Below are 23,026 nucleotides of genomic sequence, written 5' to 3'. Positions count from 1 at the left end.
CACGGCCTCGAGCCTGCATTGGACTTTGCCAAGGCTGTCGACTCGGTGGAGCCGACACCCTAGCGGAAAACCCACGCTTGTGGCGTGGGTTTTCCAGTCGAACGACGTCAGTGCTCCACGTCGCGCCAGTACTCGGTCTTCAACAGATACGCGATGAAGGTGAACAACGCCAGGAACAGGATCACCCAAACGCCGAGACTCTGGCGCTTCAGGGCGGCCGGTTCGCCGGCGTACTCGAGGAATGTGGTGATGTCGCGCGTGGCCGTCTTGAAGCCTTCGGCGTCGAGCTTGCCGGGCTGGGTCACCTTGAGCGCACGGACCGGGCGTTCGCCCGTGGCCTTGTCGAGCTCGCCGTATTCCGCGTGCTGCAGGCCCTGCAGTTCCCACAGCGGGTTGGGCATCGAGGCGTTCGGGAACAGCTTGTTGTTCCAGCCCAGCGGACGGGTCTCGTCGAGATAGAACTCGTTGAGGTAGGTGTAGATCCAGTCGCTGCCGCGCACGCGCGCGATCACGCTCAGGTCCGGCGGCATCTTGCCGAACCACTGGCTGGCGTGTTCGGCGGTCATGTTGACCTGAACCTGCTCGCCGAACTTGGCGCCGGTGAAGTTGAGGTTGTTCATCACCTCTTCTTCGGTCAGCCCCAGGTCCTCGGCCATGCGCGAATAGCGCAGGTACTTGAGCGAGTGGCAGCCCGAGCAGTAGTTCATGTACAGCTGCGCGCCGCGCTGCAGCGAGGCGCGGTTGCTCAGGTCGGTCTCCGACTGCATCAGGTTGCCGCCGCCGGCAGCGAAGGCGGTGGCCGACACGAGCAGTCCGGCGACGAAGGTGGCGAGCTTCTTCACGATGCGATTCTTCTGCAGAGGCTGGCTGTTTGGAAAGTCGGCGGCAACCGCCGCGGACTCTTGCAGACGGACCTGGGTACTGGAGTTAGTCATGCATCGTCACCCGTTCCGGCACCGGCTTGGTCTTGTCGAGCTTGGTCCACAGCGGCATGGTGATGAAGAAGGCGAAGTACAGGAAGGTCAGCACGCGGCCGATGATGGTCTCGACCGGGTCGGTACCCGGACCGGCGCCGATCTTGCCCAGCCACACGAAGCACACCGCCAGCAGCATCAGCATGAACTTGCTGATCCAGCCGCGGTAACGCACCGACTTGACCTTGCAGCGGTCCAGCCACGGCACCAGGAACAGGATCGCGATCGCCGCGAACATCACGATCACGCCGCCGAGCTTGTCGGGGATGACGCGCAACATCGCGTAGTACGGCGTGTAGTACCACACCGGCTTGATGTGCTCCGGCGTCACCAGACGGTTGGCCTCGGTGAAGTTGTCGTGCTCGAGGAACCAGCCGCCCATCGCCGGGGCGAAGAAGATGATGAACGCGGCGATGATCAGGAAGAAGCCGACGCCGACCAGATCCTTGACCGTGTAGTACGGGTGGAACGGAATGCCGTCGAGCGGCTTGTTCGCGTCCCAGCGGTTGCCCTTCGGGCCCTTCTTGATGTCGACGCCGTCGGGGTTGTTGGAACCCACTTCGTGCAGCGCGCCCAGGTGCAGCACCACCAGCAGCAACAGCACCAGCGGCAGCGCGATCACGTGCAGGGCGAAGAAGCGGTTGAGGGTGGCGTCGCCGGGCAGGTAGTCGCCCATGATCCACTCGGTCAGGCCGTTGCCGATCACCGGGATCGCGCCGAACAGCGAGATGATGACCTTGGCGCCCCAGAACGACATCTGGCCCCACGGCAGCACGTAACCCATGAAGGCTTCGGCCATCAGCACCAGATAGATCAGCATGCCGAGGATCCACACCAGCTCGCGCGGCTTCTGGTACGAGCCGTACAGCAGGCCGCGGAACATGTGCAGGTAGACGACGATGAAGAACAGCGATGCGCCGGTGGAGTGCATGTAGCGGATCAGCCAGCCCCACTCCACGTCGCGCATGATGTATTCGACCGACGAGAACGCTTCGGCCGCGGACGGCTTGAAGTGCATCGTCAGGAAGATGCCGGTGACGATCTGGTTGACCAGCACCAGCAGCGCCAGCGAGCCGAAGTAGTACCAGATGTTGAAGTTCTTCGGCGCGTAGTACTCGGTCATGTGCTTGCGGTAGACCGGCATCATGCCGGGCGCGCGAGCGGTGACCCAATCGAAAACGTTGTTGGCGGTTCGGGTAAGGATGTTGGACATGACTTACGCCGCTCCCTTCGGATCAACGCCGATGATGATGGTGTTGTCGTCTGCGTAGTAGTGCGGTGGCACCAGCAGGTTGGTCGGCGCGGGCACGCCCTGGAACACTCGGCCGGCCATGTCGAAACGCGACTTGTGGCAGGGGCAGAAGTAGCCGCCCTTCCACTCGGGGTCGAAGGCTTCGGGCCGGATCTCGGCCTTCATTTCCGGCGAACAGCCCAGGTGGGTGCACAGGCCGACCAGCACCGAGATGCCGGGCTTGATCGAACGCAGTTCCGGATTGGCTTCGCGGACGTAGGCCGGCTGTTGATCCGGATTTTCGGACTTCGGATCGCGCAGATGCCCGTCCAGGGTCGGCAGCGCCTTGAGGATCGCGTCGGAGCGCTTGACGATCCAGATCGGCTGGCCGCGCCATTCCAGGACCAGGCGCTGGCCCTCGGCCAGGGCGCTGATGTCCGCGGTCACCGGCGCGCCGGCGAGCTTGGCGCGCGCGCTGGGGTTCCAGGACTTGATGAAGGGTACCGCCGCAAAACCGGCCCCGACCGCACCGACCACTGCCGTGGTCGCCGTCAGGAACCGACGTCGGCCCGTGTTAATAGGATCGTGGACCCCTTGGTTGGCCATCCGGCACTCCGCGAAAGCTGCAATTCGAAGTTACGCCGCACCGACCGGGCACCATGGGGAACTGCTTAACCACTGGCGAAAGGCTGGCGGCACAAAAGACGGGGAAGTGTAGCGGAACCGTTAAGGGCGCGACAATCGGCGGTATTGCAAAACCACGACGCGGTGGCTCGCGGCGGCGGCGATATCCGCCGTCGGGGCCGCAAAAGGCGGCTTATTCGCGTTTAATCGGTCAAGGGCGGGCAGGAGCAGCGGGAGAACGGCACCGCACCCGGCACGGGTTGCGTGGGCATCGCGCCGCCGCGCGGTGCGCGATCGGCCGCATCGCCGGTATTTCAGCCTCGACGGCGGCCTTGCACGCGACCACGAACCGCATCGGCCGGAACTCGACGACTCAGGTCGGCCGACCGAAACCGCATTCAGCGCGCGACCACCGCCGAGCGATAGCGCTGCGCCAGCACCGCCACCCGCTGCACATAGCGCTGGGTCTCGGCGTACGGCGGCACCCCGCGGTACTTGTCGACCGCGCCCTCGCCGGCGTTGTAGCCGGCCGCGGCCAGGGTCAGGTCGCCGTTGAAGCGCTTGAGCAGCCAGGCCAGGTACTGCACCCCGCCCTGGATGTTCTGGTTGGCGTCGAAGGCATTGCCGACCCCGAACCGGCGCGCGGTGGCCGGCATCAGCTGCATCAGCCCCTGCGCGCCGACCCGCGAAATCGCATTGGGGTTGTAGGCCGATTCGGCGTGGATGATCGCGCGCACGATCGCTTCCTCGACCCCGTGCTGGCGCGCGGCCGCGGCGATCTCGGCCGAGAACGCCGCCGTGTTCAGACGCAGCGTGCCGAAGTTGACCCCGGGTTGGCTGGCGCAGGCGAAGCAGGTCTCGATGAAGCTGTAGCGGATGGTCCGCACCGCGCTGGCGTTGGCCAGCCCCTGCGGCCGCTTGCTGGTGTAGTGGCGCACGCCATCCTTGATATAGGAATAGACCTGACCCTGGACCAGCCGGGTCGGCGCTTGCTGCGGTTTGGGAATCTGCACCGGCGCGCTGACCGGCGCGATCGCGGCCGCGCTGGCGCCTGCATCCCCAGCCGTCGGAGCGGCCGCGCCGGGCCGCAGCCCGGCCGCGGCCATGGTCGCGGCCGCGCCGTTGAACGTGGCCGGCGGGTTGTTATGGGCCGACACCGGCACCCCGCCCGTTCCCGCGCCGGCGGTGACCGCGCCCATCGCCGGCGCCGGCGGCGCGTACGACACCGGGGTCGGGTTGCGCGGCCGGCGGGCGGCATTGCTGTAGGAGCTGGCGACCGTGCAGGTCGCGCCCTTGACCTTCTTGCTGACGTAGCTGCGCTCGCCGGCGGCGGTCTCGCAACGCCAAATGGTGCCCGCACCCGCCGGCGCGAACGCCAACAGGCAGACCAGTCCCAACAGCAGCGAGCTCCCCCTCATTCGGCGGAGTGTCCCCTGCCCGGCCGGGCCTGCCAAGCCCTTGATTCGAAAACGTGACCTGCGGCGCGTCCTGGACCCACCCGCGCCGGCTAGCGGCTACACTGACGCCCCGCTGCACCTAGCCACTCCGGCGCGGATTAACCGCCGCCCTTCCCGGACCCGGACCGCCATGACCGACCTGCATCCCCTGCCCACGGCGCCCGCCGCGGACGCCGCCCGCCCTTCCATGCCGGGCGCCAAGAAGCTCTTCATCGAGACCCACGGCTGCCAGATGAACGAGTACGACTCGGCCAAGATGGCCGACGTGCTCGCCGCCAGCGACGGCCTGGAGCTCACCACCGACGCCAGCGAAGCCGACGTCATCCTGATCAACACCTGCTCGATCCGCGAGAAGGCCCAGGAAAAGGTGTTCAGCCAGCTCGGCCGCTGGAAGCAGCACAAGCAGGGCGATCGCCAGGTCATCATCGGCGTCGGCGGCTGCGTCGCCTCGCAGGAAGGCGCGGCGATCGTCAAGCGCGCGCCCTACGTCGACCTGGTGTTCGGCCCGCAGACCCTGCACCGCCTGCCCGAGCTGATCCGCGCCAAGCGCGACACCGGCCTGCCGCAGGTCGACATCAGTTTTCCCGAGATCGAAAAATTCGACCGCATGCCCGAGCCGCGCGCCGAAGGGCCGAGCGCGTTCGTCTCGATCATGGAAGGCTGCAGCAAGTACTGCTCGTTCTGCGTGGTGCCCTACACCCGCGGCGAAGAAGTCAGCCGTCCGTTCGAGGACGTGCTGGTCGAAGTCGCGCAACTCGCCGCGCAGGGCGTGCGCGAGGTCAATCTGCTCGGTCAGAACGTCAACGCCTACCGCGGGCCGTACGGCGAAGACGGCGAGATCGCCGACCTGGGCCTGCTGATCCGCACCATCGCCGAAATCGACGGCATCGACCGCATCCGCTTCACCACCTCGCACCCGCTGGAATTCAGCGATTCGCTGGTCGAGGCCTACCGCGACGTGCCGCAACTGGCGAACTACCTGCACCTGCCGGTGCAGGCCGGCAGCGACCGCATCCTGTCGGCGATGAAGCGCGGCTACACCGCGCTGGAGTTCAAACAGAAGATCCGCAAGCTGCGCGCGGTGCGTCCGGACATCTCGATCTCCTCGGACTTCATCGTCGGTTTCCCCGGCGAGACCGACGCGGATTTCGAAAAGACCATGAAGCTGATCGAGGACGTCGGTTTCGACCAGTCGTTCTCCTTCATCTACTCGCGCCGCCCCGGCACCCCGGCCGCGGATCTGGAGGACAGCGTGACCGACGCCGAGAAACATGCGCGCCTGTCGCGTCTGCAGGCGACGATCAACGCCAATTCGCTGCGCATCTCGCAAAGCATGGTCGGCAGCGTCCAGCGCGTGCTGGTCGAAGGCCCGTCGCGCAAGGACCCGAACGAACTCACCGGCAAGACCGAGAACATGCGCTCGGTGAATTTCCCGGCCCCGCCGCGGCTGATCGGCCAGTTCGTCGACGTGCTGATCACGCAGGCTTTGTCGAATTCGCTGCGCGGACGGATTCAGTTGAGCGGCGATCAAGCCGCGGCGTGAGTCGCGGGCGTCAGAGCAAAGGCATGGAGCGCGACTTGGTCATTCGCGACGCGGTTATTCGTAAGCAAGCCGTACCCGATGTTGTCATTCGCGAGATCGGCGCCGACGAATTTCCGCGGATCTGGCCGATCTTCGGCGAAGTGCTGACGCGCGGGGAGAGCTACAACTACCCGCCCGATCTGTCGATGCAGCGCGCGCAGGCGATGTGGACCTCGCCGCCGTATCGCAGCTTCATCGCCGAATCCGAAGCGGGCGAAGTCCTGGGCTGCTACAAACTCGGCCCCAACCAACTCGGCCGCGGCGACCACGTCGCCAACGCCAGCTACATGGTCGCCGAACGCGCCTGGGGCCAGGGCATCGGTGGCGCGCTATGCGAACACTCGTTGGCCCAGGCCCGCGACGCCGGCTTCCTGGCGATGCAGTTCAACTACGTGGTCAGCAGCAACAGCGCCGCGGTGCATCTGTGGCAAAAGCATGGCTTCGCGATCGTCGGGCGGGTGCCGGGCGCGTTCCGGCATGACCTGCTAGGAATGGTCGATGTGCTGGTGATGCATCGGGTGCTTTGAGGAACGGCTTTGCTTTTGGCTGTCGTTGTGGTTGCGATCGCAGCCACGGGCTTGTTGATGGTGCCAGACCCGCCGAAACCCACCTACCGTCATTCCCGCGAACGCGGGCTCCGCTTTACTTCGGCAAAGCCGAACATCCAGTCACTTTAGTTCGCATATCCATTTGCTGAGTCAGCTCATGAAGCGAGCTTCCGCAAACCTTCGTGCAAGTGCGCTCAAAGTCGCTGGATTCCCGCCTTCGCGGGAATGACGGCCTGGAGGGCCACCAGCAATGCAGGCTAGGTCGCAAGCCCGAACGCTCAAGCCATAAACCCAAGATCGCGCACCGCGAAATTCCCCAGGTTCGGGAAAATCAGATCCAGATCCGCATCCGCCACTCCGAACCACTTCGCCAGCGTCGCCGCATACTGATCCACCGCGGTGGTCGGAATGATCTGCCCCCAGCCCGCGTCGTCGTCGCCGCCGTTGACCAGGGTCGGCATCGTGCCGAAGAACCGCCCGCCGCGCACCGCGCCGCCGACGGCGAAGTGGTGCCCACCCCAGCCGTGATCGGAGCCGTCGCCGTTCGACGACAGGGTGCGGCCGAAATCAGAGGCGGTGAACGCGGTGACCTTGTCGGCCACGCCCAGTTCGACGGTCGCGGCGTGAAACGCGGTCAGCGCCTGCGACAGCCGCGACAGCAGCGCCGGCTGTTCGCTGAGCAGACGATCGTGATTATCGAAGCCGCCCATCGACACGAAGTACACCTGCCGCTTCAGGCCCAGCACCTCGCGCACCTTGATCATGCGCGCGACCATCTTGAGCTGCTCGGCCAGGTCGCTGTTCGGAAACACGGTCTGCAGGTCCGAGGACGAATCCAGCGCGGTGCCGACCGCATCGGCGTTCTCGCGCGCGCGCCGGAACGACGTGGCGTAGCTGCGACCGAACGCATGCGGCTGCGCGTTCGGCGCCATCAGCGCCAGGAACGCGCGCCGGCTGTCGCCGTCCCATTCGAACCGGCTGAAATAGCGCGGCCCGCCGTTGCCGATCACATACTGGCTGCCGTTGCCGGCGCGCTGCAGGATGCTTTCGAAATTCAGCGACACCGACATCGGAATGAACGCATCGGGATTGGCGTCGTGGAGCAGATCGGCGATGCGGCCGCCCCAGCCCAGGTTGCGCCCATCGCCGGTGCGCGACACCTGCCAGTACTGCTGCTGATCGTTGTGCGAGAACAACTGCGGCGGCAGCTCGACCGCGTGATTGAGGTAATCGATCTTGCGGGTCGGCCGGATCAGCGTGCCGACATTGCCCAGCACCGCCGCGTGGCCGCTGTTGAACAGGCCTTGCAGACCGCTCATGCCCACGGTGTCCTCGCCGCCGGTCGATGCCTGCAATCCGTAGTCGGCCCCGTCGGACGCACCACCGCCGGTTTGCGGCAGCAGCGGCAGCAATTGATCCCGCTCCACCGCCAGGGTCGCGCGGGCACTGCGGTACTGCGCGTAATGGTCGCTGTCGCGCGGAATCACCATGTTCAACGAGTCGTTGCCGCCGAACAGGAACACGCACACCAGCGCCTTGTAGTCGTCGAAGCTGGCCGGCCCGTAGGCGCGCGTCGCCGCCTCGACCAGGCGCAGATTGCCGAGCGCCGAATACAGGCCGGCGCCGCCGAGCGAGGTCAGGATCGCATTGCGCAGGAATTCACGACGTTTCATCACAGTGCCCTCCAGGGACGCATCACTTCTGCACCACGTATTCGGGCGAGTTGACGATCAGGTACAAGGCTTCCTGCACCCGCTCGCGCTTGGCCGCGGTGGTGTTGGCCGGCATGCCGTTGAGCCGTTCCAGCAACACCTGGCGCATCGATGCGCTCATCTGCCCGGACAGGAACAAGGTGTTGTAGCGATCGATCAGCGCGCCCGGATTGGTCGCGAGCGCCACGTCGCGACTGAGGTCGATCGCGATCTCGTCGTCGCCGATGCCGCCGGGATTGCCGACATACGCATCGAAGATCTTGCGCATCAGATAGCTTTCGTTGGCCGGCAGCATGTAGTCGGTGGCCAGTTGCAGTTCCGGCGCGGCCAGTTGCAGTTGCGAGAGCTCGCCGATCGGGCTGTAGCGCGGGCTGAAGAAATTGAACACCGATGAGGCGTACATCGGCGATTGGCCGAGGTTGCCGTCCAGAGTCCAGAACTCGTCGAGAAAGCCCGACTTCGATTTCGCTTTCAAGGCGCGCCACAGATGGGTCAGGCGCAGGATCGGCTCGCGCACCTTGCCGAAATGCTCGGGCTGCGAGGCCGGATCGCGCGCCTCCGCGTCCATCAGCACCGCGGTCACGACCGCGCGCAGATCGCCGCGCACGCCCTGACCGTTGTCGTTGAACGCCGCGGCTACGCGGCCGACGTAGGCCGGACTCGGATTGCTGGTGACCAGCCGCTGGATCAACTGACGCCCGATGAATGGCCCGACATTCGGATGCTGGAAGATATTGTCGAGCGCCGCGTCCAGATCGCCACGCCCGCTGCCGCCGGCCGCGAGTACGCCGCCGGGCAGCGACACGCCGGTGTAGTTCAGCAATTGCTTCGCCTGCGCGGAGGCGTGATACGCGGCTTGGTTCTCCATCGGCGTGACCCAGGCCGGCGCGCTGGAATCGTAGTAATAGCAATCGAAATAGCCCTGCGCCTGGCAGCCGTTGAAGGTCCAGCCGGTGAACACATGGGCGAAGCCCTTGACCGTGTCCTGGTCATAGGCGGGGATCGGTTGCTGGTTCGCGTCCAGCAGCGGCGTGCCGTCGGCATTGAGCCGCACCAGCCCGACGCTGAACAACTGCAACACTTCGCGCGCGTAGTTTTCGTCGGGACGGATGTTGTTGACCGGGTCGGGTTTCTGGTTCTGCATCATCGACAGGTAGATGCCCATCACCGGATGCAGGGTCACGTCTTCCAGCAGGGTGCGGAAATTGCCGAAGCAATCGCGCGCAAGCGTGTCGTAGTAATGGGTCATCCCATGCGGCGCATTGCCGAGCAGATCCGAGCTCGCATCCGACACCACGAAGATTTCGCTGAGCGCGAACGCCACCCGCTGCCGCAGTTGATCGCGATGCACCACGGTGGGCTTGATCGGGTCCTTGCCGCCGAGCGCGTTGACGAACCACGCATCCAGCCGCCAGTCGCGGCGCACGCTGTCGCCGGTGCGCTGCGCGGCGTTCTTCATGAAGGTCAGTTGCGACGACACCGGGAAACCGACCTGTTCGTTGATCCAGGCCGAGTAACCGATCTGCCGCAGCCGCGCGATGTCTTCCAGGGTCGGGCCGAAGGTCGCCTGCGACAGGAAGCGCGCCGCTTCGGCGTCGCTGGCCACGGTGTCCGACACTACGCGCGGCGCGGGTGCCGCGCCTGATGCGCTTGCCGAGCCGTCCGCTCGGTCCGCCGCTCCCGGATAGGGGCCCGCGTAATCCGGTGTCGGCGTCACTGCGCGCAAGGCGACGATCAGGCCCAGCACCAACAACACGCGCGGCATGCCCATCCACGCAGCGCGCAGAAATATCGAGTTCATTGCGGCCCCCACAGGCTGGCAGTTCGCGCTCGATGCTAGGCGCGCGCTCGAGGCCGAAGCTTGATTGGCGACACACTCGGTGTCATGCCGACGCCGGGAATCCGGATCGGAAATCACGAAATCCGATACCGGTGACAATCGTCATCGCCGGCGCGTGATCGCTACGGCCGGCTCACAGCACTTCGCGTTTCGCCCCGGGATAGCGATCGGGCTTGAGCACCACGTCGCCGACGCCGAGATAGTCGTTCACCTCGACCGCTTTGCCGTCGCGGATGAGTTCGATCTCGGTCTGCGGCACGCAGTAACGCCAATCGGGAAAGTAGATCGGATGCGGAGTCTTGAAACAGTACAAGCCGCGGTCGCGACGGTAGAGCAGCCAGTACCCGTAGGAATTGCCGACGGCCGGATTGAGCACGCGCTTGAACTCATCGCCGCTGAGTCGGTACTCGCGCAACATCGACCAGACAATCAGCGCGACCACGGCCGCGAACGCCAGCACCACGGGCAGTGCGCGCTTCGACTCGCGCATCGGGTTCGCATTGAAGCGCGAGCCCGAAACCTTGCGTGAATTCGTTTCCATCGCGGTGTCCTCTCTCTTCGACGCAATCCGTTTTTGGGCCGCCGCGTTACGGCGTTCGACGCAGCGTGAACGCGGCCTGTCCGCGCAATTAACTTTAAGTTAACAACTTATTTCGGCAGGTCTTGCTGCGCCGGTCGCGGGTGATAGAACACGTCCACCCCACACCCTCCGCAGTTTTAAGGAAAAAACGCCATGAGCAAGTACGCACTGCTTTGCATCGGTTTGTTGTTGGCGATCGTCACCGGTCCGGCCTGGGCGAAGGAAGGCACCGTGGTTCACAACCCCGATGGCTCTTGGGGCTGCGTCGGCGAGGACGGCAAGCCGATTCCGCCGGGCAGCAACGGCCGCTGGGAAGGCAAGCTGGTGGTGGGATCGCCGTGCAAACCGGCCACACTGAGAGTCACCGGCGACATCGGCGTCGATCCCGGCAGCACCTCGGGCGGCGTGCGGCCGACCCGCGCGGTGCAGGCCGGTGCCGCGACCGCGGCGCAGGTTCGCGACGTGCAGGCCGCGCCGGCCAGGGCCGCCGACGTCGCCACGGCGTCGTTCGACGCCAGGGGCAGCCTCGGCCTGGTCACCGAACCCGCGGGCAAGAGCATCAGCGAGAAGGGCGTCAGCTCCACCAAGTCGCGCTGAGCGCGCGGCGGCATGAATCCATCCGGGCGCCGCATCCGCGGCGTCCGGATTGAACACGACGCGCATTCGCGGCGATCAATCCAGACGCTTGCTGAAACGCGTCACCGCCGCGCTCATCATCACCGCGATGAATACCGACAGATACAGCACGTCCTGCCACAGTTCCCACAGGTTCGCGCCGCGCAGCATCACCCCACGGATCAAGCGAAGGAAATGGGTCATCGGCAACACTTCGGCCAGCCATTGCGCGGCCACCGGCATGCCGGCGTAGGGGAACATGAAACCCGACAGCAGAATCGACGGCAGCAGGATGAACACCGTCATCTGCATGGCCTGGAACTGCGAGGCGGCCTTGGTCGAAATCATCAGGCCCAAAGCCAGATTGGCCAGGATCAACAGCACCGCGGCCAGATAGACGTCGAGCACGCTGCCCTTGATCGGCACCGCGAACAACCACGTACCCAGCAATAACACCACGGTCGTCTGGATCAGGCCGATCACCGCATACGGCAACACCTTGCCGATCATCAGTTCGGTGCGACTGACCGGGGTGGTGATCAGCAATTCCATGTTGCCGCGCTCGCGTTCGCGCACGATCGCCACCGATGTGAACATCACCATGGTCATGGTCAATATCACCCCGATCAGGCCCGGCACGATGTTGACCGGCGAACGCCGCTGCGGGTTGTAGAACGCAACCACGCCGATCGGCGCCACCTTGCGCGGCGCGGTCACCGAACTGTCGATCGGCAACTGCGCCAGTTGCGCGGCCGCGCTCTGCACCACCGTGTCGCTGCCGTCGACCATGACCTGGGCGACTTCGCGGCCGTCGATGCGGCGACGCTCGAAATCCGGCGGCACATGCACGCCGACGCTGATCCGGCCCTGGCGCAGCATTTCCACCAGTTGCTGCGGGGTCCGCGCCTGCGCGACCGGCGCGATCACGCCGGTGGCGAGCATGTCCATGACCAGCGCGCGCGAGGCGGCGGTGTTGGATTGATCGGCGATCGCGGCATTGAGGCCGCGCGGATTGAGGTTGATCGCGTAGCCGAACAACACCAGCTGCCCGACCGGGATCATCACGATCATCGCCAGGGTGATGCGGTCGCGGCGCAGTTGGCGGATTTCCTTGAGCACGATCGCCCACAGACGGCGCAGTTTCATGGCGTGGCCTTCGTTGCTTGCTGGACCGGCGTCGGCGGTTCGTGGCCGCGGGTGGCCGAGACGAACACGTCTTCGAGATTGGGCTTGGCCTTGTCGACTTCGGCCGGCAGTCCGGCGTCGCGCAACGCCTGTTCCAGACTTTGCTCGGCGGTGTGCGCATCGGCCAGCAGCACGCGCAGGCTGTTGCCGACCTGGGCGACGCTGAGCACGCCGGGCAGTCCGACCAGCACCCGCTGCGCCTTGCGCGGTTGCGCGGCGCGCACTTCGATCGCGCGATCGGCGAGCGCGCCGGTCAATTCGGCCGGGGTGCCGTCGGCGACCAGCTGGCCTTGGTCGAGAATCGCCAGGCGATGGCAGCGTTCGGCTTCGTCCATGTAATGCGTCGACACCAGCAAGGTGGTGCCGGCGTCGGCGAGTTCGAACAGTTTTTCCCAGAAGTCGCGGCGCGATTCGGGATCGACCGCGCTGGTCGGCTCGTCCAGGAACAACAGTTCCGGGCCATGAATCACCGCGCCGGCCAAGGCGAGGCGCTGCTTCTGGCCGCCGCTCATGGTGCCGGCGAGCTGTTTCTGGCGATCGGCGAAATGGTATTGCTCGACCAGTTCGTCGATGCGCTGGCGCGCTTTCGCTTTCGGAATGTCCTGCACCGCGGCGAGGAATTCCAGGTTCTCGCGCACGGTGAGGTCTTCGAACAGCGAGAACTTCTGGGTCATGTAGCCGATGCGCCGGCGCAGCGCTTCGGCCTGTTCGGGAATTTTCAGGCCCAGCACTTCGATCTCGCCCGCGCTCGGCGTCAGCAAACCGCACAGCATGCGGATGGTGGTCGACTTGCCCGAACCGTTCGGGCCGAGGAAGCCGTACACGCAGGCGCGCGGCACGGTCAGGTCGACGTCGTCGACCGCGCGCAATTCGCCGAACTGCTTGCTCATGCCGCGGGCGTTGATCGCGGGCGCTTGATCGGCGGCCGGCGTGCGATCGGAGTCGGCGAGCGCGGCGTCGCTCATGGCGCGAACTCGACCCGCACCGGCAAGCCGGCCGGCAGATCGGCGGATTTCGCGTCGCTCAGTTCGACTTCGGCCAGATAACTCAGGCGCGCGGCGTCTTCGCCGGTCAGCGCGTAGTACGGCGTGAAGCTGGACTCGCTGCGGATCATCCGCACGCGCCCGTTCCAAGCCTGCTCGCGGCCTTCGATGTAGACCCGCGCCTGAGTCCCGACACGCACGTCCTGGCGGATCGGTTCGGGCACGTACACCCGCGCATACGGGCGCGCGCCGACCAGCATCACCGCCAACGGCGAACCCACCGGGGCCTGATCGCCGAGTTTGTACGGCAGGCTGTCGACGACGCCGTCGCGCGGCGCGAGCACATCGAGTTTGCCGAACGTCACCGCCTGCACCTGCGCTTGCGCCTGGGCCGCGGCGAGCGCGGATTGGCCCTGCGCGATCTGTTCGCGGCGGGTGCCGTGTTCGAGTTCGAGCAACGCGGCCTGGGCGACGCCTACCTGCGCCTGCGCGTTGCCGGCGGCGGCGCGCGCGCGATCGACTTCGGCCGCGGCGATCAACTGCCGCCGGCCAAGCGGCTGCACCCGCGCGTAGTAGGCGCTGGCGTCGCGCTGCTGCGCCTGCGCGGCGGCGAGGTTGGCTCGCGCCTGGGCGATGGTTTCGCTGCGCGGGCCGGCTTCGAGTTCGGCCAGCGCATCGGCCGATTGGCGCGCCTGCGCCTGCGCGGCGTTCAATTGCGAACGGGTACGGTCGAGTTCGAGCTGCAGCACGCGGGTGCCGGCTTTGATCCGCTGGCCTTCGCGCACATCGATCTGCACGATTTTTTCCGCGGCCGGCGCGGGCAAGGTCACCCGATCCCATTCCAGCGTGCCCAGCGCCTGCGGTTCGTGCTTGGCGCAGGCGCCGAGCAGGGTCGCGGCGAACGCTGCGAGCAGCCAGGCTTTCGTCTTCGCGCTCGGGCGCGAAGCGATTCGCGTCGAACCGACCGGACCGCGATCCGCGGGATCCATGACCGACTTGGTTTTCATGTAAGCGCCCTCGCTTCTCATGGCGTCAATCCCCGGTCGAGCAAGGCCAGCGCATGCCGGCGCTGGGCGTCCAGATCGAGATCGTCCGCGTCGAACATATGCCGCCAGATCGGCGCGCTCGCGGCCGGAAACAGGGTCAGCCCGATCAGGCTGACCATCAGCAGGCGCGGGTCCAGATCGGCGTTGATCCGGCCCTCGGCCTGGGCCTGGGCGAAGCGCTTGGCCATCATCCGCGGCAGCACCGGACCGATCTGCTGGAACAGGATGCTTTCGCGCAACGCGCCGCCCTCGCACAGCACCTCGCGCACCCACAGCGACGGCAGCCAGGGATGCAGGGCGACGATGCGGCCGATGCCGGCGACGAAGCCGCCGATCAGGTCGAACACGTCCTTGCCCTCGCCCATCAGGCCATCGCGCAGGCTCAGGAACACCGGCACCAGGCGCTCGCTGCTGACCGCTTCCTGCAATTGTTGTTTATCGCCGAAGTAGTAGTGCAGCAGCGCCGGGTTGACCCCGGCCTCGGTGGCGATCGCGCGCAGCGAGGTCGCGGCGATGCCGTGGCGGACATAGCAGGCGATCGCCGCATCGAGCAGGCGCGCGCGCAGGTCGGGATTGTCGGCCGCGGCCGGACGGCCCGGTGCGCGCTTGGGGGCGGCGGTCTTGCGCGGGCGGCCGCGCTTGGTGGGGGTGGGGGCATCCATGCGACATATTTAATTCAATGATTAATTAGTTCGCAAGCGGCAACCGATGAGCGGTCGGATGACCCGCTGCCTGACTGATCGAACGCTGGGCCTCGGCGACCTTGCCGGGCATCGGCCATTTCAGCCGGTCACGATCTCTTGCGCCGCCAAATCGCCCTCGCCCGTGGCCTCATCCAGCACCGCCGACGGATGCCGTTGCCGCCACGCGGCCAGGGTGTCGGCGCAATGCGAGGGGATCACCCAGGCGCCGGGGTGGCTGTCGCGGAACCGGGCGAGCCGGCGCACGGTGTCGAGGTAAGCGGCGGCATCGTCCATTACCAGGCGCTGGGTCAGCCACGGCAACGGCCGATCGCGGTCGAGCTGCTCGCGCCGCCAGAACGCATCGGCGGCCAGCACCACGCGTTCACCGTCGCCGGTGCGCACCGCCAGGCCGATCTGGCCGCGCGCATGCCCGGGCAAGGCAACCACGTGCAGGCTGCCGTCGCCGAACAGATCCCAGCCCTCGCCCAGCCCGCTCCAGTCCACCGGCAAGGGGCGGCGGCCGTGTTCGTCGAGCAATTGCAGGCGCGCGGCGAAATCGTCCGGCAGCAGCTCCTTCCATATCTGCGCATGCAGCAGGCCGAACCAACTCAGTTCGCGCAGGTGATTCCAGGCGTCGGCATGGGCGACGAAACGCGCGCGACGGAATTGATCGAGCCCGCCGATATGATCGGGATGGAAATGGCTGATCACGACCATCCGCACTTGCTCGGCGTCGATGCCGCGCTGGCGCAGCAACGGCGCGGCATCGGTATGCGCGGACGAACAGGCATGGATCGCGCGCCGGTAAATCCAGCGCAAGCCGCCGCGCATCGCCGCGCGCGCGCTCGGGCCGTAGCCGCAGTCGAACAGGATCGCGCCCTGCACCGGATGTTCGATCAGCGCCCAACCGGCGGGAAACCGCATCGCTGGTCCGGCCTCGAAGCCCAGATGACGCGGGTCGGCGCAACTATGGCCAGACGCGGCCAGCGTCAACGCGACCTCGCCGCTCACCGGCGGGCCTCGGCGCGCGCCAGTTCGCTCAGGGTTTTGTCGAGGGCGTCGTCCATGTTCACGCGCGGACGATACCCCAGCTCGTCGCGGGCGCGTGTTATGTCCAAGGTCATGTCGACGCTGAGCAATTCGATGCCGTAACGCAGCAGCGGTGGTTCGCCGTCGGGCTTGAAGCGGCGATAGAACGCTTCGACCGTGCCCGCCAATGCCAGCGCGACCGGTTTGGGCATGCGCTTGTTTGGACGCGGCAGCGACAGCGCGTCGGCGAGCCGGTCGATCACGCTCCAGATCGCCACCGGTTCGCCGTTGCTGATGTTGTAGACGCGGCCGTTCAAGCGCCATGACGCGTCCATCGCCAGCACGACCGCATCGACCACGTTGTCGATATAGCTCAGGTCGACCGTGCAATCGTCCGCGCCGATCCGGCGCAGGCGGCCGCTGCGCAATGCCTGGGCGATGCGCGGCAGGATCGCGCTGTCGCCGGGGCCGAAGATCGCGCGCGGCCGCAGCGCCAGCGCCGATACGCCGCCGCCGGCGCAACGTTCGAACAGGCGGCGTTCGGCGATCAGCTTGGTCGCGGCGTAATCGTTGACCGCGCGCGCCGGCAGCGGATGGTCTTCGCGGATGCCGTGATGCGGCTGGCCGTCGTGGTAGATGCCGGGCGTGGAGATGTGCACCAGGCGCCGCACTTGCCGCGCGATGCAGGCGGTCACGACGTGATCGGTGGCGTCGATGTTCGCCGCGACGAAAGCCTCGCGCCGGCCCCAGGGGCTCGACAACGCGGCCGAATGCACCACGGTGTCGGCGCCGCGCAGGGCGCGATGCACGGCGCCTTCGTCGGTGAGGTCGACGGCGAGGAATTCGATGCCCTGCGCCTGCAGCGCGCGGCCGCGCTCAAGGTCGCGGCCGAGGCCGACCACTTGCGTCCACGGCCGCGTGGCGAGCAGATGGCGGGCGAGCGCGCCGCCGAGAAAACCGGTGGCGCCGGTGATGACGATGCGTTGCGTACTCATGCGCGGTCGCCTGCGCGATTACCTGCGCAATCGCCCGCGTCGTCGCGCAACATCCGCGCCGCAGGCATCGACCGCATCGCAACGCCGCTCGTCATGGCGTCAGTACGTCATGGTCAGGCCGACACCGGACAGGCCGGCGCCGGTGCCGAGCAAGACCCCGGGTTCGCCGCGGCGGATCGTGCCTTCGCGCACGCCCTGCTCCAGCGCCAGCGGAATCGATGCGGCGATGCAGTTGCCGGTGTTTTCGAGCGTATTCACCATGCGCGCGTGCTCGAAGCCGATCTGTGCGATCACGTCGAGCGCGGCGCGGCTGGCCTGATGCGCGGCGACCCAGCGCAAGGCGTCGCGCGCGGCGCGATCGTCCAGACCGAGCTGACGCATCACGTACGGCACCAGACGGATGCCGCTGCGCAGCGCGGCCTGTCCCTGCATCGAGAACACCGCATCGGCCGGGGTGGTCAGCGGTCCCAACGGCGGACGCCAGCTGCCGCCGCCGCGCAGGGTGGTGATTTCGACGCCCTCGCCCATCGTGCGCCAGGCGATGCGGTGGATGCGGCTGGGGCTGTCGTCGGGCGCGCGCGCGAGCACTGCCGCGGCCGCGCCGTCGCCGAACAGCGTGCAGACCTCGGGGCTTTCGAAATCCAGGCCGACCGAGGCGATTTCGCTGCTGACGATCAGCGCGCGCTCGATGCGGCCGTGATGGATGCGTTCGGCGGCCAGTTCCAGCGCGGCGACGAAACTCAGGCAGGTCGCATGCACCGACAAGGATGGAATGCCGGAACGGCCGAGGCCGAGTTCGCGTTGCAGCAGCGGCCCGCCGTCGGGAATCGCGCGCTCGGCCGAACCTGAAGCATTAACGATCAGATCGACGTCGCCGACCGCGATGCCGGCCTGTTCGCAGGCCATGCGCGCGGCCTGCGCGCCCATCCAGCTGGCGCGCTCGTGTTCGGGTTCGGCCCAGTGGCGGAACGCGACGCCGCTGTTTTGCAGCGCCCAGCCCGCGGGCAGGCCGACGCGCTGCTCGATCTCGGCGCTGGCGACGCGGCGCTGCGGCAGATAACGGCCCAGGCCGGCGATGCGCACGCGCCAATCCAGGTCGGGGCCCGGGCCGTGCCCCGGGACGCGCCTGCGCTGCGCGCCGTGTGGTTGATCGGCGCGCGCGCGCGCCGTGTCCTTCGATTCGGTATCCATGTGCGCCGGCAGTATGAGCCAGTGCGGCGCGTTTGCCGATATGGGACGGGAATTCTGAATCAGGTCGGCCGCGGCGGCATGACGCGGCTGACGGAAGCTTGGCGCGGCGAAGCGAGGTTTCGTATCTGCTGGCGACTCAGGCGTCCATCACGGGAGCGCCTTCACCCACGACGCCACTGCTCCGTGCGCGTGCAAGCGTCATCGTTCCTCGGCGAAACGTCACGGCAAGGCCTTGCCGCTGGCGCAAATGCGCCGAGCGTCGCTGCGCGTCCGAATGCATCGTGACAGCGCCATCGTACAGCCGCGTTCGCATCGCTTATCGCGTCGAACCGAAACAACACTCGCCAACGTGCGCAAAGCCTCATGTCTGACGCCCTCGCACAAGAATCGGGCTCCGTCGACAATGAGATCATCGCGCAACAACGCTGCGACACTGGCGTCGCCATGCCCGCATCGAACATGCTGAGCGGATAAATCGCCGCCGGACCAACCACCGCAGATGCTCGCCGCCGATGTCCGCACCCGCGCCGCCGCCGGCACCGATACGGTCGCGCTGTCGCGGCGCATCGCCATCGTGGTGATCGCGATGACGATCAACACCGCGCTGTACCTGGGCATCAACGCCTATCCGCTGAGCGAGCCTCGATTGTTGCCGTACACCGCGCTCGATCACGCGCTGGGCCGGCAGGCGTGGACGATCTGGCCGTACTGGCTGCTGCTGTTGGCCGGCCCGGCGCTGGTGCTGGCGATTCGCGAGCGCCGCTACCTGCTGGCGACGATGCACGCCTATGTCGTCGCGATCCTGCTCGACGCCGCAATCTGGCTGCTGTGGCCGACCCGGATCGTGCGTCCGCCGTTGCCGCAGGGGCTGGATCCGCTGACCGAGGCCGCCTGGCGTTGCCTGCACGCGCTCGACGGGGTCAACAACTGCTTTCCGTCGGGCCACATCACCATTCCGGTGGTGGCCGCGGCCGGGTTCGCCGCGCAATATCCGCGGCTGCGGCCCTGGGTCTGGTCGGCGCTCGTCGTGCTGACCCCCAGCGTGATCACCACCGGCCAGCACTATGTGTGGGACATCGCCGGCGGTCTGGCCACTGCGACGCTCGGCCTCTTGCTCGCGGGCACGCCGCTGTGGCGAACTGGACGCCCTGAGCTGGATCCGATCCGCGCCTGATCGATTCGCGTCGGACAACGGCCGACAGTGGCCCGATCCGCTGCTCACCGAAGGAGCTCCCCATGCCCGATGCCCCCGCCCCCTCGAATCCGCCCGGCCTGTTTTCCCGCGGCGCGATCGGTTTCTGGTTTCTCGGCCTGGGCCTGCTCGGCCTGGTGCGCTCGTGGATGCGCGCCACCCGCCACGGCCCGTTCGACGCCGATGCGATCACCTTGCTGTGGCTGATCGGCTCGATCCTGCTGACCCTGATGGGCGCGCTGCGGATCTGGCGGGCCTGGCGAGAAGGCCGCCCGCCGCGCGATTGATGTCGGCGCGTCGCCGGCCCGGCACCGCGCCGGCCGACGCGCTTCGCACCGCCCCGGACCGGCCGCAACGGCCCGCGCGGCTTTGCGAAAACGTCGCGACAGGCGCAAGCTGTGACGCCCCGGCGCGCATTGCGTGCTCGAATCTGCTTACGCTTTGTCTATGTCTGCCCGAACCGTTTCCGAATTCACCCTCGATCCTGCCGACAGCGAACGTCTGGCCAACCTCAGCGGACCGTTCGACGCGCATCTGCGCATGATCGAACTGCGACTGGGCGTGGAAATCGCCAATCGCGGCAACATCTTCCGCATCGACGGCCCCGAGCGCGTGGTCGGCGAGGCCGAGAAGCTGCTGCGCCGGCTGTGGAAGGACGCCGCCGAGGAAACCCTCGACGAATCCGCGATCCATCTGGCCCTGACCGAAACCGGCGCCGAGCAACTGGTGGCGCAGGACATCGAACCGCAGGAAGTCGCGATCCGGGTCAAGCGCGGCACCATCCGCGGCCGCGGGGTCAATCAGGCCAAGTACCTGCATGCGATCGCCACCCACGACATCAATTTCGGCATCGGCCCGGCCGGTACCGGCAAGACCTTTCTCGCCGTCGCCAGCGCGGTCGAAGCGCTGAACGAATCGCGCGTGCAGCGCTTGATCCTGGTGCGCCCCGCGGTCGAGGCCGGCGAAAAGCTCGGCTTCCTGCCGGGCGACCTGACCCAGAAAGTCGACCCCTACCTGCGCCCGCTGTACGACGCGCTGTACGAGATGCTCGGGGTCGAGAAGGTGGTCAAGCTGCTGGAACGCAACGTCATCGAGATCGCGCCGCTGGCCTACATGCGCGGGCGCACGCTCAACGATGCCTATGTGATCCTCGACGAAGCGCAGAACACCACCATCGAACAAATGAAGATGTTCCTGACCCGCATCGGCTACGGCAGCACCGCGGTGGTCACCGGCGACATGACCCAGGGCGATCTGCCCAAGCACATCAAGTCGGGATTGAAAGACGCCCTCGAGGTGTTGCGCAACGTCAACGGAATCAGCTTCACCTTCTTCGAAGCCAAGGACGTGGTCCGCCATCCGCTGGTCGCACGCATCGTGAGCGCCTATGACGCGCGCGATGCGAAGGACGCGCAGACCGGCCCGGCGGCCTGATCGGCGCGATGCCGGTGTTGTGCCGGCGACGTGCGACGTTCGTTGCCGGCGCTGCGATAGTGTTCGCGCCGGCGCGGCCTGCATCGCCGCCCGCGTTGGCGTCACGGGTCGCGGCCCGGTCCCGCGATCGGCCAGTCCATTCCGTGCACTACCGATGAACCCTTAGCGTTGCGTCTCCCCCATCAGCCCGCACCGCAGTGAGTACCACGATGACCCAAGGTCCCGTCCGTCTCGATGTCGCCGTCAGCTACGCCCTGCCGCGCAAGGGCCTGCCGGCGGCGAACAGTTTCCGCAAGTGGGTCGCCGCCGCGTTGAAAGGCCGCATCCGCGAAGCCGACCTGGCGATCCGCATCGTCGGCAGCAAGGAGGGCCGTTCGCTCAACCGCCACTACCGCGACCGCGACTACGCCACCAATGTGCTGAGCTTCCCCGCCGACCTGCCCGAAGGCCTGCCGAAGGGCGTCAAGCTGCCGCTGCTCGGCGACCTGGTGATCTGCGCGCCGGTGGTCGTACGCGAAGCGCGCGAACAGAAGAAGCCGCTCAACGATCATTACGCGCACCTGACCGTGCACGGCACCCTGCACCTGCTCGGCTGGGATCACGAGGACGAGCGCGAAGCCGAATGCATGGAGCAACTGGAGCGCGAGATCCTGGCGTCGTTGGGGATCGCGGATCCTTATCTGGAAGAGTGATCGTTGGCTGGAAGAGTGATCCTCGGCGGGCAGGCCGATCGGTTTCGCGGGAATGACCGACGAACGCGGGTCGGGGTTTGCTCCGATTCGCGCATGGGGCCTGGAATCACTGGGGCACCTTGATACGCGAAGTCGATGACGCGGCGATTCATCTCAGGCATAGCCCGAGAGAACCATGGCGGCGCCTAAAGGCCCGCGCGGCCAGAGGTTCCGCGCCGCGGCTCGACAACAAGACCTTCATGCCTTTGATGCGGCCTCGCCAACGAGGCAGCATTCGCCATCAACCGCAGCGACCAACCGCTGCGATCAAAGGCAGTCGATCAGCCCGTCGTAAATCGACACCGTCGTCCCCGGCAAGGTCGCGTACAAAGGCCGCTCGCCTGCCAACGCGCCCAGCAAAGCCGACACCGTGGTCTTGGGCGCCAGCGGCGCGCGGCAACGCCAGACCTTCGGCGTCACCTGGATCTTGCCGGTGGCCGGATCGATCTCCTCGTTGCTCGCCGCGAACACCCACACGCAACGCCCGATCACGCCGCTGGACTGCTCGACCGAGCATCGGAAACGCAAGGCGTAGATGTTGCTGTAGTCGCCTTCGCAGAAGGTGTCGCCGCAGATTTCGTCGAAGTTTTCGCGCAGGTGATGCTGCATTTCATACCAAGCGTTGATCTCGGAGTCATCGGTCAAATAGCCACCGACGTCCACGTATTCATACGCCTGCGCTGCATTGACGGAAGCAAATGCCGAAGGGGCGGCAATCGCCATCGTGAGCGCCATGGCCGTGCATAAAACAACATTTGACTTACGCATGCGTTTCCTCGTCCTTGAATGATATTTATCGATCGTTTCGGCCGACATCCATCGGCACTGAGCAATGCTAGATCCGGCCGCGGGCAGCGGAAATCGGATTTCCGCCGCACGCCTCGTAGGAATTAGCGAAATCGTCGGCAACGGCGTCCATACCGGTCGCGTCTTCGCTCACCAACAGTCGAGCACATTCGTTGCCGTTCCGGACTTGGCCTTAATTCCCTTGTCGTTGATCGACATCGTCATGCATTTTCCATCGCCACTGGCCTGCGCCCCCGCCGGGGTCGCGGTCAAGGTGTAAGACGTCGTGTCTATGACGCTACCAAACGTGTAGAAGCCATTGAGCTCGGTGACGCAGCCACCGGCTGGCACAGTCGCGCCAGTGTAGGTGAACCTGGTCGTGTAGTACCGCTCCATGTACTGCACCTGCCCCATCAGGCACGCCGTGGCAGTGGCACGGCGCGACTTGATGACTTGGGCTTGGTAGGACGAGTAAGCGAGCCCAGCGAGAATCGCCACTATGGCAACGACGATCATCAACTCGATGAGCGTAAAACCCGAGCATTTACGATTTGACACAGCAGTTCCCCTGGAAGACGACAACTTCATGCAGATCGATGCTGTCCAGC

23 protein-coding genes are annotated in these 23,026 nt (G+C 66.4%); 7 read left to right on the top strand and 16 right to left on the bottom strand.

Features of this window, described 5'->3' with window-relative positions:
- Window positions 1-107: 107 nt before the first annotated feature.
- From AC3A4T_RS06005 to AC3A4T_RS05990, 4 genes are all read right to left on the bottom strand, one after another.
- Window positions 108-767, bottom strand: a complete 660-nt coding sequence (locus AC3A4T_RS06005) for a cytochrome c1 (RefSeq protein WP_487674855.1) — start codon at window positions 765-767, stop codon at window positions 108-110.
- Window positions 768-927: 160 nt separating this feature from the next.
- Window positions 928-2,187 (bottom strand): cytochrome b, encoded by a 1,260-nt coding sequence (locus AC3A4T_RS06000; RefSeq protein WP_487674567.1) that lies wholly within the window; start codon window positions 2,185-2,187, stop codon window positions 928-930.
- A gap of 3 nt (window positions 2,188-2,190) precedes the next feature.
- Window positions 2,191-2,811 (bottom strand): ubiquinol-cytochrome c reductase iron-sulfur subunit, encoded by a 621-nt coding sequence (petA, locus tag AC3A4T_RS05995; RefSeq protein WP_487674566.1) that lies wholly within the window; start codon window positions 2,809-2,811, stop codon window positions 2,191-2,193.
- Between the two features lie 416 nt (window positions 2,812-3,227).
- Complete coding sequence (locus tag AC3A4T_RS05990; RefSeq protein WP_487674565.1) at window positions 3,228-4,247, bottom strand: lytic transglycosylase domain-containing protein; 1,020 nt, start codon at window positions 4,245-4,247, stop codon at window positions 3,228-3,230.
- A 169-nt stretch (window positions 4,248-4,416) separates the two neighbouring features.
- Between AC3A4T_RS05990 and miaB the strand changes: the two genes are divergently transcribed.
- Window positions 4,417-5,829, top strand: coding sequence for a tRNA (N6-isopentenyl adenosine(37)-C2)-methylthiotransferase MiaB (gene miaB, locus AC3A4T_RS05985; protein ID WP_487674564.1), 1,413 nt, complete (start codon window positions 4,417-4,419; stop codon window positions 5,827-5,829).
- Window positions 5,830-5,864: 35 nt separating this feature from the next.
- On the top strand, window positions 5,865-6,395 hold the full coding sequence (locus AC3A4T_RS05980; RefSeq protein WP_487674563.1) for an N-acetyltransferase family protein: 531 nt from the start codon (window positions 5,865-5,867) through the stop codon (window positions 6,393-6,395).
- Window positions 6,396-6,694: 299 nt separating this feature from the next.
- Here the strand turns inward: AC3A4T_RS05980 and AC3A4T_RS05975 are convergent, their stop codons facing one another.
- The 3 genes from AC3A4T_RS05975 to AC3A4T_RS05965 form a co-directional block, all read right to left on the bottom strand.
- The gene (locus AC3A4T_RS05975; RefSeq protein ID WP_487674562.1) at window positions 6,695-8,089 is read right to left on the bottom strand and encodes a DUF1501 domain-containing protein; all 1,395 of its coding nucleotides are present in this window, start codon (window positions 8,087-8,089) and stop codon (window positions 6,695-6,697) included.
- Between the two features lie 22 nt (window positions 8,090-8,111).
- On the bottom strand, window positions 8,112-9,929 hold the full coding sequence (locus AC3A4T_RS05970; protein ID WP_487674561.1) for a DUF1800 domain-containing protein: 1,818 nt from the start codon (window positions 9,927-9,929) through the stop codon (window positions 8,112-8,114).
- 172 nt (window positions 9,930-10,101) lie between these two features.
- Window positions 10,102-10,509 (bottom strand): hypothetical protein, encoded by a 408-nt coding sequence (locus AC3A4T_RS05965; RefSeq protein WP_487674560.1) that lies wholly within the window; start codon window positions 10,507-10,509, stop codon window positions 10,102-10,104.
- Between the two features lie 192 nt (window positions 10,510-10,701).
- On the opposite strand from AC3A4T_RS05965, the gene AC3A4T_RS05960 reads away from it, so the two are divergent.
- Window positions 10,702-11,145, top strand: a complete 444-nt coding sequence (locus AC3A4T_RS05960; RefSeq protein WP_487674559.1) for a hypothetical protein — start codon at window positions 10,702-10,704, stop codon at window positions 11,143-11,145.
- Window positions 11,146-11,220: 75 nt separating this feature from the next.
- Here AC3A4T_RS05960 and AC3A4T_RS05955 read toward each other — a convergent pair whose 3' ends face one another.
- From AC3A4T_RS05955 to AC3A4T_RS05925, 7 genes are all read right to left on the bottom strand, one after another.
- The gene (locus AC3A4T_RS05955; protein WP_487674558.1) at window positions 11,221-12,309 is read right to left on the bottom strand and encodes an ABC transporter permease; all 1,089 of its coding nucleotides are present in this window, start codon (window positions 12,307-12,309) and stop codon (window positions 11,221-11,223) included.
- Window positions 12,306-13,238, bottom strand: a complete 933-nt coding sequence (locus tag AC3A4T_RS05950; protein ID WP_487674854.1) for an ABC transporter ATP-binding protein — start codon at window positions 13,236-13,238, stop codon at window positions 12,306-12,308. The genes AC3A4T_RS05955 and AC3A4T_RS05950 overlap by 4 nt, the downstream gene beginning before the upstream one ends.
- A gap of 71 nt (window positions 13,239-13,309) precedes the next feature.
- On the bottom strand, window positions 13,310-14,338 hold the full coding sequence (locus AC3A4T_RS05945) for an HlyD family secretion protein (RefSeq protein WP_487674557.1): 1,029 nt from the start codon (window positions 14,336-14,338) through the stop codon (window positions 13,310-13,312).
- A gap of 17 nt (window positions 14,339-14,355) precedes the next feature.
- Entirely contained in the window at window positions 14,356-15,039 is a 684-nt protein-coding gene (locus AC3A4T_RS05940; protein WP_487674556.1) for a TetR/AcrR family transcriptional regulator, read from the bottom strand.
- A 120-nt stretch (window positions 15,040-15,159) separates the two neighbouring features.
- Window positions 15,160-15,984 carry an MBL fold metallo-hydrolase gene (locus AC3A4T_RS05935; protein ID WP_487674555.1) on the bottom strand — a complete coding sequence of 275 codons (825 nt, stop codon included), beginning with the start codon at window positions 15,982-15,984 and terminating at the stop codon, window positions 15,160-15,162.
- Between the two features lie 83 nt (window positions 15,985-16,067).
- Window positions 16,068-17,084 carry an NAD-dependent epimerase/dehydratase family protein gene (locus tag AC3A4T_RS05930; RefSeq protein WP_487674554.1) on the bottom strand — a complete coding sequence of 339 codons (1,017 nt, stop codon included), beginning with the start codon at window positions 17,082-17,084 and terminating at the stop codon, window positions 16,068-16,070.
- 99 nt (window positions 17,085-17,183) lie between these two features.
- Window positions 17,184-18,275, bottom strand: coding sequence for a 3-oxoacyl-[acyl-carrier-protein] synthase III C-terminal domain-containing protein (locus AC3A4T_RS05925; RefSeq protein ID WP_487674553.1), 1,092 nt, complete (start codon window positions 18,273-18,275; stop codon window positions 17,184-17,186).
- A 499-nt stretch (window positions 18,276-18,774) separates the two neighbouring features.
- Between AC3A4T_RS05925 and AC3A4T_RS05920 the strand changes: the two genes are divergently transcribed.
- From AC3A4T_RS05920 to ybeY, 4 genes are all read left to right on the top strand, one after another.
- Window positions 18,775-19,449, top strand: a complete 675-nt coding sequence (locus tag AC3A4T_RS05920; RefSeq protein ID WP_487674552.1) for a phosphatase PAP2 family protein — start codon at window positions 18,775-18,777, stop codon at window positions 19,447-19,449.
- 62 nt (window positions 19,450-19,511) lie between these two features.
- Entirely contained in the window at window positions 19,512-19,754 is a 243-nt protein-coding gene (locus AC3A4T_RS05915) for a hypothetical protein (RefSeq protein WP_487674551.1), read from the top strand.
- A 160-nt stretch (window positions 19,755-19,914) separates the two neighbouring features.
- Entirely contained in the window at window positions 19,915-20,901 is a 987-nt protein-coding gene (locus AC3A4T_RS05910; RefSeq protein ID WP_046655969.1) for a PhoH family protein, read from the top strand.
- A 209-nt stretch (window positions 20,902-21,110) separates the two neighbouring features.
- Window positions 21,111-21,593 (top strand): rRNA maturation RNase YbeY, encoded by a 483-nt coding sequence (gene ybeY, locus AC3A4T_RS05905; protein ID WP_487674550.1) that lies wholly within the window; start codon window positions 21,111-21,113, stop codon window positions 21,591-21,593.
- A 306-nt stretch (window positions 21,594-21,899) separates the two neighbouring features.
- On the opposite strand, the gene AC3A4T_RS05900 is transcribed toward ybeY, so the two are convergent.
- Window positions 21,900-22,448 carry a hypothetical protein gene (locus AC3A4T_RS05900; protein WP_487674549.1) on the bottom strand — a complete coding sequence of 183 codons (549 nt, stop codon included), beginning with the start codon at window positions 22,446-22,448 and terminating at the stop codon, window positions 21,900-21,902.
- A gap of 120 nt (window positions 22,449-22,568) precedes the next feature.
- Window positions 22,569-23,006 carry a type IV pilin protein gene (locus AC3A4T_RS05895; protein ID WP_487674548.1) on the bottom strand — a complete coding sequence of 146 codons (438 nt, stop codon included), beginning with the start codon at window positions 23,004-23,006 and terminating at the stop codon, window positions 22,569-22,571.
- Window positions 23,007-23,026 lie beyond the last annotated feature (20 nt).

Source organism: Lysobacter sp. Soil_N_51, from assembly GCF_057655755.1.
This window is presented reverse-complemented; position numbering and strand designations above follow the sequence as displayed.

Coding starts and splice junctions, on each gene's coding strand:
- AC3A4T_RS05975 (WP_487674562.1), bottom strand. CDS start 8,089: ATGAAACGTCGTGAATTCCTGCGCAATGCGATCCTGACCTCGCTCGGC.
- AC3A4T_RS05990 (WP_487674565.1), bottom strand. CDS start 4,247: ATGAGGGGGAGCTCGCTGCTGTTGGGACTGGTCTGCCTGTTGGCGTTC.
- AC3A4T_RS05925 (WP_487674553.1), bottom strand. CDS start 18,275: ATGGATACCGAATCGAAGGACACGGCGCGCGCGCGCGCCGATCAACCA.
- AC3A4T_RS05945 (WP_487674557.1), bottom strand. CDS start 14,338: ATGAAAACCAAGTCGGTCATGGATCCCGCGGATCGCGGTCCGGTCGGT.
- petA (WP_487674566.1), bottom strand. CDS start 2,811: ATGGCCAACCAAGGGGTCCACGATCCTATTAACACGGGCCGACGTCGG.
- AC3A4T_RS05970 (WP_487674561.1), bottom strand. CDS start 9,929: ATGAACTCGATATTTCTGCGCGCTGCGTGGATGGGCATGCCGCGCGTG.
- AC3A4T_RS05930 (WP_487674554.1), bottom strand. CDS start 17,084: ATGAGTACGCAACGCATCGTCATCACCGGCGCCACCGGTTTTCTCGGC.
- AC3A4T_RS05960 (WP_487674559.1), top strand. CDS start 10,702: ATGAGCAAGTACGCACTGCTTTGCATCGGTTTGTTGTTGGCGATCGTC.
- miaB (WP_487674564.1), top strand. CDS start 4,417: ATGACCGACCTGCATCCCCTGCCCACGGCGCCCGCCGCGGACGCCGCC.
- AC3A4T_RS05910 (WP_046655969.1), top strand. CDS start 19,915: ATGTCTGCCCGAACCGTTTCCGAATTCACCCTCGATCCTGCCGACAGC.
- AC3A4T_RS05935 (WP_487674555.1), bottom strand. CDS start 15,984: ATGCGGTTTCCCGCCGGTTGGGCGCTGATCGAACATCCGGTGCAGGGC.
- AC3A4T_RS05915 (WP_487674551.1), top strand. CDS start 19,512: ATGCCCGATGCCCCCGCCCCCTCGAATCCGCCCGGCCTGTTTTCCCGC.
- AC3A4T_RS05965 (WP_487674560.1), bottom strand. CDS start 10,509: ATGGAAACGAATTCACGCAAGGTTTCGGGCTCGCGCTTCAATGCGAAC.
- ybeY (WP_487674550.1), top strand. CDS start 21,111: ATGACCCAAGGTCCCGTCCGTCTCGATGTCGCCGTCAGCTACGCCCTG.
- AC3A4T_RS05955 (WP_487674558.1), bottom strand. CDS start 12,309: ATGAAACTGCGCCGTCTGTGGGCGATCGTGCTCAAGGAAATCCGCCAA.
- AC3A4T_RS06000 (WP_487674567.1), bottom strand. CDS start 2,187: ATGTCCAACATCCTTACCCGAACCGCCAACAACGTTTTCGATTGGGTC.
- AC3A4T_RS05920 (WP_487674552.1), top strand. CDS start 18,775: ATGCTCGCCGCCGATGTCCGCACCCGCGCCGCCGCCGGCACCGATACG.
- AC3A4T_RS05900 (WP_487674549.1), bottom strand. CDS start 22,448: ATGTCGGCCGAAACGATCGATAAATATCATTCAAGGACGAGGAAACGC.
- AC3A4T_RS05895 (WP_487674548.1), bottom strand. CDS start 23,006: ATGAAGTTGTCGTCTTCCAGGGGAACTGCTGTGTCAAATCGTAAATGC.
- AC3A4T_RS05940 (WP_487674556.1), bottom strand. CDS start 15,039: ATGGATGCCCCCACCCCCACCAAGCGCGGCCGCCCGCGCAAGACCGCC.
- AC3A4T_RS05950 (WP_487674854.1), bottom strand. CDS start 13,238: ATGAGCAAGCAGTTCGGCGAATTGCGCGCGGTCGACGACGTCGACCTG.
- AC3A4T_RS06005 (WP_487674855.1), bottom strand. CDS start 767: ATGCAGTCGGAGACCGACCTGAGCAACCGCGCCTCGCTGCAGCGCGGC.